Source organism: Syntrophaceticus schinkii, from assembly GCF_000946815.1.
Taxonomy (GTDB): Bacteria; Bacillota; DSM-12270; order Thermacetogeniales; family Thermacetogeniaceae; genus Syntrophaceticus; species Syntrophaceticus schinkii.
Window position 1 is genome coordinate 1 of sequence record NZ_CDRZ01000231.1, and the last position, 12,571, is coordinate 12,571.

Annotated in this window: 15 protein-coding genes and 1 riboswitch; of the genes, 9 read left to right on the forward strand and 6 right to left on the reverse strand. The window is 47.6% G+C overall.

All coding sequences use genetic code 11. The features are described 5' to 3' along the window. Nucleotides 1-469 precede the first annotated feature (469 nt). The 5 genes from SSCH_RS16610 to SSCH_RS20960 all read left to right on the forward strand — a co-directional run bounded on the left by SSCH_RS16610 (nt 470) and on the right by SSCH_RS20960 (nt 3,888). Entirely contained in the window at nt 470-934 is a 465-nt protein-coding gene (locus SSCH_RS16610) for an MFS transporter (RefSeq protein ID WP_052835470.1), read from the forward strand. After that, complete coding sequence (locus tag SSCH_RS16615; RefSeq protein ID WP_198142313.1) at nt 885-1,664, forward strand: MFS transporter; 780 nt, start codon at nt 885-887, stop codon at nt 1,662-1,664. Before SSCH_RS16610 ends, SSCH_RS16615 begins: the two co-directional genes overlap by 50 nt. 82 nt (nt 1,665-1,746) lie before the next feature. Continuing rightward, entirely contained in the window at nt 1,747-3,144 is a 1,398-nt protein-coding gene (locus SSCH_RS08370) for a Mur ligase family protein (RefSeq protein WP_044665072.1), read from the forward strand. Then, nucleotides 3,135-3,446, forward strand: coding sequence for a hypothetical protein (locus SSCH_RS20955; RefSeq protein ID WP_269746154.1), 312 nt, complete (start codon nt 3,135-3,137; stop codon nt 3,444-3,446). The genes SSCH_RS08370 and SSCH_RS20955 overlap by 10 nt, the downstream gene beginning before the upstream one ends. Further along, nucleotides 3,430-3,888 carry a hypothetical protein gene (locus SSCH_RS20960; RefSeq protein ID WP_269746155.1) on the forward strand — a complete coding sequence of 153 codons (459 nt, stop codon included), beginning with the start codon at nt 3,430-3,432 and terminating at the stop codon, nt 3,886-3,888. Before SSCH_RS20955 ends, SSCH_RS20960 begins: the two co-directional genes overlap by 17 nt. A gap of 203 nt (nt 3,889-4,091) precedes the next feature. Here SSCH_RS20960 and eam read toward each other — a convergent pair whose 3' ends face one another. Then, nucleotides 4,092-5,456, reverse strand: a complete 1,365-nt coding sequence (gene eam / locus SSCH_RS08380) for a glutamate 2,3-aminomutase (protein WP_332306917.1) — start codon at nt 5,454-5,456, stop codon at nt 4,092-4,094. A 303-nt stretch (nt 5,457-5,759) separates the two neighbouring features. After that, nucleotides 5,760-5,933, reverse strand: a riboswitch (cyclic di-AMP (ydaO/yuaA leader). A gap of 148 nt (nt 5,934-6,081) precedes the next feature. Here eam and SSCH_RS08385 point away from each other — a divergent pair. Next, nucleotides 6,082-6,354, forward strand: coding sequence for a hypothetical protein (locus tag SSCH_RS08385; RefSeq protein ID WP_044664716.1), 273 nt, complete (start codon nt 6,082-6,084; stop codon nt 6,352-6,354). A gap of 16 nt (nt 6,355-6,370) precedes the next feature. Further along, the gene (locus SSCH_RS08390) at nt 6,371-6,721 is read left to right on the forward strand and encodes a hypothetical protein (RefSeq protein WP_044665073.1); all 351 of its coding nucleotides are present in this window, start codon (nt 6,371-6,373) and stop codon (nt 6,719-6,721) included. Nucleotides 6,722-6,778: 57 nt separating this feature from the next. On the opposite strand, the gene SSCH_RS08395 is transcribed toward SSCH_RS08390, so the two are convergent. Further along, nucleotides 6,779-7,579 carry a GGDEF domain-containing protein gene (locus SSCH_RS08395; RefSeq protein WP_044665074.1) on the reverse strand — a complete coding sequence of 267 codons (801 nt, stop codon included), beginning with the start codon at nt 7,577-7,579 and terminating at the stop codon, nt 6,779-6,781. Then, the gene (locus tag SSCH_RS08400; protein WP_044665075.1) at nt 7,573-8,661 is read right to left on the reverse strand and encodes a 7TM-DISM domain-containing protein; all 1,089 of its coding nucleotides are present in this window, start codon (nt 8,659-8,661) and stop codon (nt 7,573-7,575) included. The genes SSCH_RS08395 and SSCH_RS08400 overlap by 7 nt, the downstream gene beginning before the upstream one ends. Nucleotides 8,662-8,818: 157 nt before the next feature. Here SSCH_RS08400 and SSCH_RS08405 point away from each other — a divergent pair, with 157 nt between their 5' ends. Continuing rightward, nucleotides 8,819-9,010: a hypothetical protein gene (locus SSCH_RS08405; RefSeq protein ID WP_156972197.1), complete on the forward strand. Its 192-nt coding sequence runs from the start codon at nt 8,819-8,821 to the stop codon at nt 9,008-9,010. A gap of 200 nt (nt 9,011-9,210) precedes the next feature. On the opposite strand, the gene SSCH_RS08410 is transcribed toward SSCH_RS08405, so the two are convergent. From SSCH_RS08410 to SSCH_RS08420, 3 genes are all read right to left on the reverse strand, one after another. Next, nucleotides 9,211-9,936 (reverse strand): amino acid ABC transporter ATP-binding protein, encoded by a 726-nt coding sequence (locus tag SSCH_RS08410; protein ID WP_044665094.1) that lies wholly within the window; start codon nt 9,934-9,936, stop codon nt 9,211-9,213. Further along, nucleotides 9,929-10,636 carry an amino acid ABC transporter permease gene (locus SSCH_RS08415; RefSeq protein WP_044665077.1) on the reverse strand — a complete coding sequence of 236 codons (708 nt, stop codon included), beginning with the start codon at nt 10,634-10,636 and terminating at the stop codon, nt 9,929-9,931. Before SSCH_RS08415 ends, SSCH_RS08410 begins: the two co-directional genes overlap by 8 nt. A 121-nt stretch (nt 10,637-10,757) precedes the next feature. After that, complete coding sequence (locus SSCH_RS08420; RefSeq protein ID WP_052835472.1) at nt 10,758-11,585, reverse strand: basic amino acid ABC transporter substrate-binding protein; 828 nt, start codon at nt 11,583-11,585, stop codon at nt 10,758-10,760. Nucleotides 11,586-11,704: 119 nt separating this feature from the next. On the opposite strand from SSCH_RS08420, the gene SSCH_RS08425 reads away from it, so the two are divergent. After that, the gene (locus SSCH_RS08425) at nt 11,705-12,553 is read left to right on the forward strand and encodes a DMT family transporter (RefSeq protein WP_052835473.1); all 849 of its coding nucleotides are present in this window, start codon (nt 11,705-11,707) and stop codon (nt 12,551-12,553) included. Nucleotides 12,554-12,571 lie beyond the last annotated feature (18 nt).

A 12,571-nucleotide genomic window follows, 5' to 3' on the forward strand; every position in this document is an offset into this window, starting at 1 on the left:
TCTCAAGAAAATTTTCCAACTTGCCTACACCCCCGATAATCATTTTGTGAACTATTTACGATTGTCAGGGTAAGAATCTTTGCGTGAGATCCGTGAATAATGACTACGGAGAGCCGTATGCGTTAATAGCGCACGTACGGTTCGATGAGGGGTAGGGGATACAACTGCTAGGCCAGTAGCGCACGGCCGGGATACTAAGGCACTGCCAGACGAAAGGGGCAGTATAACGGACTGTCCTGACCTAAACGCTACCAGGCGGCAAGAGACCCCGCCTACTCTACTTCCTTTTGCATCTGTGATCGGGGCCGGGCTTGCTTTATTGCTTTATTTGCATTGTTCTTTCCCTTGAATTTGCTGTTTGTGTAGCGTATGATACTTATGGTTCAATAAGGAAACAATCAAGGTAGATTAAGCATGAAGCAGGGAGATATACTAGTTTTAACCGCAGTTAAGACAGGGGGAATTATTGGTGCAGCGGCTTGGTCTCTTGTTTTTGTTGAGTTTCGGGCATTTAGTCACCGATATGATGGGTGGGGCACTGCCTGTCTTGCTGCCGGTCCTCAAGTCGGAATTTTCTCTTTCTTATACACAACTTGGTGTAATTATATTGGTTTCTAACCTTGTCTCCTCTGTAATTCAACCTGTTTTCGGAATCTGGAGTGACCGTAAAGCTGTTCTCTGGCTTCTTCCTATAGGCTGCCTGGTTGCTGCCCTGGGCATGGCTTGGGTGGGATTTGCGCCTACCTACTATTTTGTACTGATAGCCATCACTTTGAATGGCATCGGGTCTGCAGCTTACCATCCCGAGGGTTCCAAACAGGCCTTTTTAATCAGCGGTGAAAGGAAGGCCACAGCTATGTCTATTTACTCTGTAGGGGGAAATATTGGGCGACGGGTTGGGTCCTATGATTGCTGTACTCCTGCTGGGTCTTAGTGGGCGCAAAGGGATGGCCTGGTTTTTAGTTATTGCTCTCATTACCGCATTTCTGCTCAACCATTTTATTCCTGCTATAAGGCGCCAGGGGGAGCAGGGCGTTTATAATGAGGGAGAAAAAGATACCGGTCTTTCAAAAGACACCGTTAAAAAGGGTGTAATCTACGGCCTTTCCCTGCTGGTGATGATTGTTGTTATGCGCTCCCTGGTGCACATTGGCTTGACGAACTTTATTCCCCTCTATGTTGAGGAATATCTGCATGGCAGTAAAGAGTACGGGGCCTTACTGCTGACTGTTTTTCTCCTTTCTGGAGCTGTGGGTACAATTGTCGGTGGCCCCGCGGCAGACTGGATAGGACGGAAAAAAGTGATCGTCCTGTCTTTTCTCCTGGTAACTCCTTTGTTATGGTTATTTCTATTCAGTTCTGGAACATGGACACTGCCCCTGGCTGCCTTAAGCGGCTTTGTGTTAATCTCTACTTTTTCAGTTACTGTTGTCTACGCCCAGGAACTGATTCCTCATAATGTGGGGTTAGCCTCAGGCTTAACCCTGGGTTTTGCCTTCGGGGTCGGTGCACTGGGTGGTTTAGCATTCGGCGCTGCTGCCGATGTTTGGGGTATTCCAGCGGTTCTCAAGGTAATTTGCCTGCTGCCTATTCCCGCTTTGCTGCTGGCTTTGGCCCTACCTGATGAGAAAAAGGATCAGGGGGACGCTTCTCTTGATCTGTAATCCAACTAAAAGTGGCTCAGAAGAATCGTCCCCCTGATTTCTCTGATCTCTGAACCACCGATCCGGATGGAGGAAGTATAACATGCGTTTTTGGGCTGCACTGTTGGCAGGAAAAATAGTTGCCTTTTTTTGTCGTTTATTCCGACACCCGGGTACATCCCTTCCCGGGGCTGTTGCCTTAAAGATCTGCCCGCAGCTTTTATCTATACTGGCTCCAGCCTATGAGCAGGTTGTTGCCGTGACCGGCACCAATGGAAAGACCACCACAGCCAATCTAATCGCCCACATACTGCGGTCATCGAATATATCTGCGGCCAACAATTATGAGGGAGCAAATATGATCACCGGTGTGGCAACAGCGCTGATCAAGGATTGCACTCTTCGTGGGAAAGCGCGCAGTCAGGTAGCTATTTTAGAGGTGGATGAGGGGAGTGTGGGGAAGGTTTTCCCAGCTGTAAAGCCGGATCTGGTTGTTGTCACCAATTATTTTCGCGACCAGCTCGACCGCTATAGCGAACTTAATCACAACATTACCCTGCTGCGCAGAGTATTAACTGAGCTTCCTAAGACCAGTCTGCTGCTCAATGCGGATGACCCCTTGGTGGTAACTGCCGGGCGGGATCAGTCTGCTGTCAGCTACTATGGGGTCAAGGGGAAACAAAGTGAAGATGAAACAAGCGACTGTGACATCAGGGAGGGGAAGCTCTGTCCGGATTGTGGGAATTTCCTTTCTTATCATTATTATCACTACGGCCAACTCGGAGATTATTACTGCACTGGATGCGCTTTTAAAAGACCTCTGCCTGACTTTTTGGCCTATGATGTCAAAGATGATCACTATCTGGAATTCACCTTAGATGTTCGGCAGAGTAAGGACTTCTGTGAAGGGTGTTCAGCTGTAAACACTCTTCGTCTGGGTGCGCCCATGCAGGGGTTTTATAATATATACAATGTTTTGGCTGCCAGCGCAGCGGCCATTACTTTAGGTGTTTCCCAGCAGGTGATCACAGCATCCCTGATGGAATATATCCCTGCCACAGGGAGGATGGAGAGGTTTTTATACAAGGGGCGTCCCTGTACACTTGCTCTCATCAAAAACCCTGCCGGTCTGAATGAGGTATTAAAAACACTATTACGAACAGAAGGGGAAAAAGCTCTGGTAATTGCCATCAATGACCTGGCGGCAGATGGAAGGGATGTCTCCTGGCTCTGGGATGCCGGTTTGGAAATGATGAATGATCAATCGATTAAAAAGGTGATTTGCTCAGGGCGCCGTGCAGGGGATACCGCTGTTCGCTTGAAGTACGCCGGTGTTCCCCGGGTTAAGTTGGTCCTGGAACCGGAGTGCCGCGAGAGTTTAGAGATCCTGGGGCTTCAAGGTGCAAAAGAATACTTTGTCCTGGCTTCATATACGAACCTCAGCAGATACGCAAATCTATTGGAAAAGATGGGAAAGGATGTGGTAAAGGGGTGCGGATAAGGGTATGCCATCTCTATCCTGACCTCTTCAATCTCCATGGAGACAGGGGAAACCTTATTGTTCTCTGCCGCCGTGCGGAGTGGCGTGGCATCCAGGTGGATGTGGATGATGTATCACTTGGTGAAAAGTCATCTTTTATCGATTATGATTTTATCTTCCTGGGAGGGGGAGCGGAACAGTACCTGGACATTGTGGTCAAGGATCTGCAGGTAAAGAAGCCCTGTCTTTTAGAAGCTGTGGAAGAGGGAACAGTGCTATTGGGCGTCAGTCTGGGGTTTCGAGGTCTTGGGGGCTCACTTTAGTGCACAGGATGGCACTGTGTTTCCCGGGGCAGGCATTTTTGATGCACATGCAGAAGCAAAAGTAGACAGAATGAAGGGCAATATCCTCCTGGAGTTGGCTGCGGATCTTCAGGAAGAGGTGAGAAGGGTAGGGGATACCCCCCTGACTACTGTCGTTGGCTATGAAAACCACTCCGGGCGTACATTTCTTGGGGATGCACAGCCTGTTGGCAGTGTTTTAAAGGGATGGGGTAACAACGGAGAGGACAAAACAGAGGGCGCAGTATACAAAAATGCTTTTGGCACATACCTGCACGGTCCCTTGCTTGCTAAAAATCCCCACCTGGCAGATCTCCTTTTAGCAAGGGCTCTTTCCCGCAAGGGCGAGAGTGAGATCAGGCTAACTCCCCTTAATGATGACCTAGAAATCTATGCTCACAAATGTAATAAAAAAAGCGCCTAGCGTTTAAATGGGATGTGGGAAGTGGGATGTTGGAAGTGGGATGTTGGAAGTGGGAATAGAAGAACAAAACGGGAATAGAAGCCGGAGGTCGGAGGTCGGAAAAAAGGTGACAAATACCTAGAAGCTGGCCTCGGTTGGACGCGAAAAGACGCAAAGATATAATACCCTTGCGTCTGCTCTACGGATTTACTAACTACTAACTACTAACTACTAACCACCAATAACCGTTCCCGTGTCTCAAAATGAGACGCGAGTGAGACGCGAGAACCGTCCCCGTGTCTCACGGTGTTTCGTAAGGTATAATCTTGTTCTCCCAGGTTCTCAGCAGGACTTCGATTTCCCCTTCTTCCCAGAAAGTAGTTGGGAGCGATGGGGGTTTTGCCATTGCCGTATGGTGCATTGATAATGTAAGTGGGCACTGCCAATCCGGATGTATAACCACGCAGGTGTTCCATGATCTCCAGTCCGTCGTCAATTGAAGTGATAAAGTGACTGGTGCCCTTCACATTCTTGGCGTGGAAGATGTAGTAGGGTCTTACACGCATCTTCAGTAGTTCCTGGTTCAGCTTTTTCATCACATAGGGGTTATTGTTTACTCCACGCAGCAGAACCGCTTGGTTCCCCAATACTACACCCGCCTTAACCAGTTTGTCGCATGCTTTTTTGGCTTCAGGTGTTGCCTCCATCGGGCTGTTGAACTGGGTGTTGATGAAAACGGGTGGATACTTCTCCAGGATAGCACACAGCTCCGGAGTGATCCGCTGTGGCAGTGTCACCGGAGTGCGGGTGCCGAGGCGCTTGATCTCTACATGTGGAATGCTGTGCAGCTCACCCAGCAGCCAATCCAGAGTTTTATCGCTCAACAATAGAGCATCTCCACCTGTAATCAGGACATCGCGAATCTCCTCATTATCCCTCACATACTGCACTGCTTCTTCCAGCACTGAACGTGATTTGTCTAAATCTTTGTCCCCGATATTGCGCCTGCGCTGGCAATGACGGCAGAACATAGCGCATTTATTGGTAACATTGATGATCATGCGGTCGGGATAGCGCCGTGTCACACCAGGAGCAGGAGATGTCCACCCTTCAGCCATGGGATCTTCGCTTCCATAACTGTCAGTAATCTCCAGCTCGCAGGGGATAGACTGCTTCCAAATACCGCCGTGGGGTTTGTCGCACATCACCAGTGCCATATAATAGGGTGATATCGCCCAGCGCAGCTGGGAGCTAACTTCGTCAAGTTCCTCTTTTTCATTATCCGATAAATCAACAAAGCGGGATAGAGATTCTACGGTGTCGATCCTGTTGCGCAGCTGCCAGCGCCAGTCGTCCCAGTCTTCATCACTTGCATTTAAGGCATCCAGGATGCGGGAGCGCGCTGCTAAATACTCATCCACCAGGTCGAAGCCTGTAGGGATCTCATCTCTGACAGTAAGATAGTCCTTTATTTTCTCCCTCAGTTCAGTGGCCCTCTCCAGGGCAAACTGCCTGCGTGTGCTGCTGTCATTCTGCTTATGCAGGTGCTCGGGGTGGTGAGCAGTAACCTCATCGTGTTTAAGAGCCATGCAACTTCCACCGTCCTTTCATATATTGATCTTATACTTTTCCAGGCGCTTCCTGCGAACATAGCTGCAGGGGTGACACGTTGGAAAAGGAAGTCTCATTAGAATCCTGACCAGTCTTGAATTTGCAATCCAAGCCTTTTTCCTGGTAAGATACTGCTGAATTACTTCTGTTTGTTCGGAATATCTCCGAAAATTGGAAATAATAATTCCTAGCGCGGGAGGACCGCTTTTGAAGTACAAAAAACTGCCCGGAAAGCGTGTTGTAAATAAGGGCAGTGATTTACGACCAAATCATAGCCTTCCTGGCTTTCCTTCCCACGCTTACGAGGTTAGCTGACGGGTTCGGGTTGCAAGGTAACCCTACCTGACACTCACTCACTCACATCGAATGACAAAATGTGCTGCTAAAGTGCCGAGGATTCACCCCTAAAATTGGTTTCCCCGCTTCTCCCCAGGAGAACTCAGCGTTACTGGTCAATAACTATATTTTCTTCATAGTACTATAAACTTTAGTATGTGTCAAGGCATATTCCTGAAAATGGTTTTGTGACCCTATGTATGGAACAAAATGCCACCATCTGGCATAAGCTGACTTAGAACAGATTTTGGAAAGGGGGACTTTAACATGTCTCATCATCTTTATAAAAAAGCGATGGAATATGACCTAGAAGAAATACAACTATTGGCAAAGGCTGCACAGACGGCTCCGCCTCCGGTCGCCCAGGCTCTGCTGGGAATAATCAAAGAAGAGGCCCAGGATGCAGAGTTTTGGAATACTCTTTACAGTTGTTGTGATGAATGCTATAAACCGCCCTGCCCGGACGACCCTGATGGAATAAGGCCACCCGGCAAGTATTATCCATACCAAAAAAAACCGGAACAAGATAAAAAGGAATAAAAGGGAGGGATGAAAAATGACTGGAGCCTGGCAGGACTATTTAAAGCGTGTGATCAAGATGGATGAATCTGAAATTGCACTTATGCAGAGGATTGCTCAGATGGTGCCCAGTCACCACTGCAGGTGCATTATCCAGATGATGATTCAGAGAGAAAAAGAAGAGATGGAAATGTTGTGCATGTTGATGGGGATGGATGGGCGCGAACCCTGTAAGGAACCCAAAAAGCCCTGGCAGCCCTGTCCACCGGAATACGGAGACGACTGTGATCCTGGAAGAGATCCCTGTTATGGCCCCGGAAGGGATCCCTGTTATGACCCACCATGTGGCCCTATGCCGTATACGGAAGATGACAAGGAAGATAAGTAGAGACTTTCGAAATTCTAGATACAAGCAGGCCGGCAGCGAAGATACTGCCGGTTTTTGCTAGGGTTCCACCAAACCTTGTTCAGTGTTGACGAAAATGCGGTTTTTGCCCGTTTTTTTAGCCTGCAGAAGTGCTTTGTCTGCTTTCCAGAATAAATTTTTCAAATTAAAGAAGGTATCAGGTATATGGTAGGCGATACCAATAGAACAGGTGATGCTGTTGCTGTCGTTGAGCGTTACTTTTATGCCCATGCTTTTTTCAATTTTACTGGCAAATATCTTATTGGCTGTTTGTGTTTCCTGGACAATTCTCTTGGCAAGTGAGATTGCTTTTTTTACATTTGTGTTAGGCATCAGAATGACGAATTCATCACCACCATAGCGAAAGGCTAAGTCAGTACTGCGAATGATTTTTTTCAGTATCGCCGCAAATTCTATCAAGACAATATCTCCTGCTGAGTGGCCGAAATTGTCATTGAAGTACTTGAAATTATCCAAATCCAAACAGATAATCGAGTATTTAACATGTGATTGTAACCGCTCACCGTATTTTATATTTTCTGCATAAACAACATTTTCAAATTCCTGGCGGTTGTACAACAGGGTCAAAGGGTCCTTGATCACAGCCATGTACAGATTGCGGTTGGCTTCTTCTAACTCCCAGGTTCGTGCCTTGACCTGTCTTTCCAGATCAGTTTTCAGCGATTCGGAAATATCCAGGGCATTGGAAAACTTCAGGGAGAGTGTAAAGGCCTGTAAGAAAACGAAGACAACCAGGCCGGCGGGGAAGGTGTCTGAAAGCAGGTTGATGTTATGGAAGTGGTTGGCATAAGTAGTGTCTATAAACGCAGTTATCAGCAAGATAAGTGTGCCGGCAAAAATGATGTGGGAACCCTCCTCCTTTGTCTGGACAGCTTTGAATAAAACGAATAAGAGTAAAAAAAAAGACGAAAAATGCAAAAAACCTGATATGTTATCAAAAACTTAGCGAACACTCTTAACGGAAAGCAGATGATGATCACAGAGTAGGCAAGGTTGATTCCCTGTATGAATTTTAATGAAAAAGGGGGAAATCCATCCGGGTAGAGGTGGTGGACAAACATGGTAAAACATAAAACGCCCAGAGGCACTGTAAGGTATTCAAGTTTTGACAGCATTTCAAAGTTGATGCCGGGGAATAAAGAAGTGATAAACACCTCCCCGGTCAGCAGAACTCTTAATGCCATGATGAGGCAAAACAGTCCCAAAAAGAGGAGCGAGCGTTCCTTGGTTCTTAAAATATAGACACTCAGATGATAGATGCAGATGATAAACAGGCTTCCAAAAAGGAAGAGTTCCAGGGCCACTGCCATATCCCTTTGATGATAAATCTGCTCCTGGGTTCCCAGAAGGATGGATTTCCACATACCTCCCTTGACATGGGCAAAATTGGCCACATGAACGACAATCTCCACATCCTGGGCTTCGGTGCTGAAGGGAGTGATCAGGGGGAGCCACTGGGGTTCTGTTTCTTGGAGAGATTTACCGGGAGCACCGTTTTCACAGATCAACTTACCGTCGATATACAGTCTGTAGGATGTGGCAAAGTCAGGCACCTTGAGCCCATAGGTTGTGTCGGTGTCCTGTATTCTCACCAGTAGGCGGTAAGTACCATAGCCAAAGGCACCTGATTTTCTTGCCTTATTCCACAATCCTGGGACAGAGATTGTATTGCCTTCCACTGGTATTTCCTGGTCAAAAGACAGAAATTGTTCATCATAAAACTGCCATTCACCGTTAAGGGGGACAACCCCACTGCTTTCAAAATCAAGGTCCTCCAAGTTCAACAACCCCCCGACTGCTTGCGGGGGGGAGCCAAATGGTTCTCCGTGAGTGGACAAGAAAATAGCAGCACACAGAACGGCTGATGTGAGCAGGGCAATGATGATTATTTTAAAATTCATCAGCAAGACCCCTCTGACTGGCCCTCTAAAACACCATTGATTACTATTAATTGTTTAACTAGTTAATATTTTAATTTCCACAATGTTGGCTATAATCCTTCCGGTTCTGGTTGTTTTATTCAGACTATGCAGGCAAATACTTGGGTTGAGTCCCCAGTTGCAGTGCAAATTAGGTTTATCATCTCTTGAGATTACCTTTGAAAGTTTTTGTGGGATTCAGATATATAAAGAAGCAGGGAGAGGGGAGAGATGGCTGATGAATCGTGTCAGCGTACTGGCAGCAGGGATGGATATAGACCAGATCATAAAGGATATGATGGGAGGTGTCTGCATGGATAAACATCACTGAGTTTATATGCGACCAGATTGCAAAGGATCTGATAGAGGGTATCAGATGCGCCTGGTTAAATCTGGCAGGACAAGCAGATTTGGCAGTGGCACCGTGGCACTGGTGCACCAGGAGGACTATTGCACGCTCAATACACCCTGCTGTCCTTGAGGAGCAAGGTTATCAATGTTTGAGGTGACCTAATGCCACCTCTGATTGCTTTACTGCATCACCCGGGTCAGGAAGGAGCGTGTCCTGGAACTGCGGGGTTCTGTGAAGATCTGCCGGGGTTTTCCCTCTTCTACGATCAAGCCCTCATCCATAAAGATCACGCGGTCTCCGATCTCTTGAGCAAACTTCATCTCATGGGTTACCACAACCATGGTCATCCCATCCCGGGCCAGGTCTCCCATAACCTCCAATACCTCGCCTACCATTTCCGGGTCGAGAGCAGAGGTCGGCTCATCAAAGAGCATCACCCTGGGCTGCATCGCCAAAGCCCTGGCGATGGCCACCCGCTGCTGCTGTCCACCGGACAGTTCTGCAGGGAAGCTTTCGGCCTTATCGCTCAAACCCACCTTTTCCAGGAGAGAGCGGGCAATCTCCAAAGCCTCCGGCCGATCCATTTTTTTGACGATCAGGGGTGCCATTGTGATGTTTTCCACAACATTTTTATGCGGAAAAAGGTTAAAGCTCTGGAAGACCATCCCGATCTCCTCCCTGATTTTAGGGAGGTCTGCCTGTGGGTCAGTGATTTTGATGCCGGCAAACTCGATGCTGCCCTCTGTAGGTTCCTCAAGGATGTTCAAGCAGCGCAAGAGTGTGCTCTTTCCTGAACCGCTGGGCCCGATGATCACCAGCTTTTCCCCCTCTGCTACATCCAGGTCTATTCCGCGCAAAACCTCAAGTTCTCCGAAATTTTTGACAAGGTTTCTAACTTTAATGATTTCCATTGGTATCGAGCCTCTTTTCTGTATAGTCCACCAAGCGTGAAATGCTCAAGGTCATGATCAGGTAGAGGAAGGCCACGGCAAACCAAATTTCAAAGGGTCTGAAGGTGGTGCCGATGATCAACTGTCCCTGGCGGGTGAGCTCTGCGTATCCGATGCAGATCAGCAGGGATGTATCTTTGAGCATAGCTATGAACTCGTTCCCCAAGGGGGGTATTACCCTCCGGAAGGCTTGAGGAAGGATTATATGGCGCATGGCCTGCTTCGGTGTCATCCCCAGGGAAAGTGCGGCCTCTTGCTGCCCCTTTTCTATGGACTGGATGCCCGCTCTGAAGATCTCGGAAACGTATGCCCCGCTGTTGATACTGCAGGCAGCCACAGCAGCCACAAAGGGGGGGATATGGGAAGTGGATGTAAAGGGGCCCAGTGCAAATGATGTTGCCAGAAAAATTTTAAACTCCTGGATTACCGGTGGCAGTCCGAAATAAACGATAAATAATTGAACAAGCAGGGGAGTACCACGCACAAAGTCGACATAGCATGTGGCTAGGCCCCGCAGGAACCGGTTTTTGGAGAGACGCCCCATCCCTCCGAAGAGGCCGAGAATACAGCCAATTGCCACAGCTATCAATGTAACTTTAAGTGTTTGTAAAACCCCTGTGAGTAAAAAAGGTAATGATTGAATAATAAGTTCCAAGCTAGTAGGCACCTCACTTAAACTTCCTTGGTTTAGCCATTGTTATAATCTGAATGTTAATTATCAAAAAAAGATCTGCGCAACCCGCCAGGCTGCGCAGATCTGGTATCATTGCGTTTACCTACGCTTCTTTGCCGGGCAGGAACTCCGGTGGTTCCTCACCGAACCACTTCTTGTATAGTTTTGCATACTCTCCGCTTTCTTTCAGCTTTTTAAGGCCGTTATTGATTTTCTCCAGAAGTTTGGTGTTTCCCTTTTTGACAGCGATTCCATAGTATTCACTTTCCAGGATGTCGCCCACAATCTTGTAATCTTTTTTACTCTTGCTGACGTAATATTGATTGACTGGGTTATCATTGACCAGAGCATCGGCACCGCCGTTTTTCACTTCCATTAATGCATCTGTTACCTGGTCGAAATCTGTGACATTGGCGCCCTCAATTGTTTTTGCGTATTTTGAACCTGTTGTCCCGATTTGTACGGCAATCTTTTTGCCCTTCAGGTCTTTAACACTTTTGATCTTATCTTCATTTGCTCTGACCACAACACTCAAACCCGCTTTATAGTAGGGTGTCGAAAAATCAACACTCTCTAATCGGTCTTCATCGATGGTCAGGCCGGAAGCACCGATATCGATATTACCTGTTTTTACAGAGGACACGATTCCATCAAAGCCCATATCCTTGAGTTCAACATCAAAGCCTTCTACTTCACCGATAGCCTTGATTAATTCAATATCGAAACCGGTGAACTCCCCGGTTTTCTCATCTCTGAATTCAAGAGGCGCAAAAGTTGCCTCAAATGCCACAGTGTACTTTGGCTTTTCCTTAGTATCCTTATCACCGGCTGCCGGAGTTCCGTTATTATTATCACTGCTGCACCCCACCCCAAAAGCACCAAAAAGGCCAATTAACATCACAATCAACAGATACCTAAAAACCTTACGCAAGCTCATCCCCCCACAAAAATTTTGTTTTTTTGATACAATAGAGTTTGTTTGTTATAGAAGCAACAGTATAAATATTCGATTTCTTAAGTAAAAATCCTTTATCTTGTTCAGGTGGTTTTATGAGAATTAATAAACAACACATTGCCGATCTTGCTCTGCTGGGAACGGCATTTGCCTGGGGGACAACCTTTCAGCTTGTTAAAGATGCATTGACTGACATTGATACCTTTCCTTTCCTGGCAATTCGTTTTTTTGCTGCATTTTTAATCCTCCTTCCCTTTCGGAAGGGAAAGTTTAGCTGGAACCCGGCTGCCTTGAGGGCGGGTATTTATCTCTTCTGCGGATATGCATTTCAAACCCTGGGACTCTTGTGGACGACCCCGAGCAAGGCAGCTTTCATCACAGGATTGAATGTGATTTTGGTGCCATTCATGGCTGCCTTTTTAGATAAAAAGCTGCCCTATTGGGGAGCCTGCGCCGGGGCGGTGTTGGCTGCTTTCGGATTGGGATTAATATCTCTGGAGGGTGTGTTTTTACCAGGCAAAGGTGACCTGCTGGTTTTATGCTGCTCTGTTTTCTTTGCCCTTCAGATCCTGGCGGTCAGAGAAGCCAGCAAAACTATGAACGCCCAGGACCTGACACTGATCCAAGTGGGAGTTGTTTCCCTCTGCAGCTTCGGAATCTGGGGCGGCTTCGGTGGAAACAGCATCAACTGGACACCTGCGGTTCTCTGGGCATTGGCCATCACCTCAGTTTTTGCCACCGCACTGGCTTTCTTGAGCCAGAGCTGGGCACAGCGCTTCACCGGTGCAGACAGGGTAGCCTTATTACTGGCCACGGAACCCGTTTTTGCCGGACTGTTCAGCTATCTTTACGGAGGTGAAGTTTTCAGCCCCCAGAAGCTCCTGGGCTGTGCCCTGATCTTCACCGGCATCTTGCTGAGCGAACTCACCGGTGCTAAAGAATGAGACGCGGGGACGGTTCTC

Coding starts and splice junctions, on each gene's coding strand:
- SSCH_RS08370 (WP_044665072.1), top strand. CDS start 1,747: ATGCGTTTTTGGGCTGCACTGTTGGCAGGAAAAATAGTTGCCTTTTTT.
- eam (WP_332306917.1), bottom strand. CDS start 5,456: ATGGCTCTTAAACACGATGAGGTTACTGCTCACCACCCCGAGCACCTG.
- SSCH_RS08385 (WP_044664716.1), top strand. CDS start 6,082: ATGTCTCATCATCTTTATAAAAAAGCGATGGAATATGACCTAGAAGAA.
- SSCH_RS08390 (WP_044665073.1), top strand. CDS start 6,371: ATGACTGGAGCCTGGCAGGACTATTTAAAGCGTGTGATCAAGATGGAT.
- SSCH_RS08400 (WP_044665075.1), bottom strand. CDS start 8,661: ATGAATTTTAAAATAATCATCATTGCCCTGCTCACATCAGCCGTTCTG.
- SSCH_RS08425 (WP_052835473.1), top strand. CDS start 11,705: ATGAGAATTAATAAACAACACATTGCCGATCTTGCTCTGCTGGGAACG.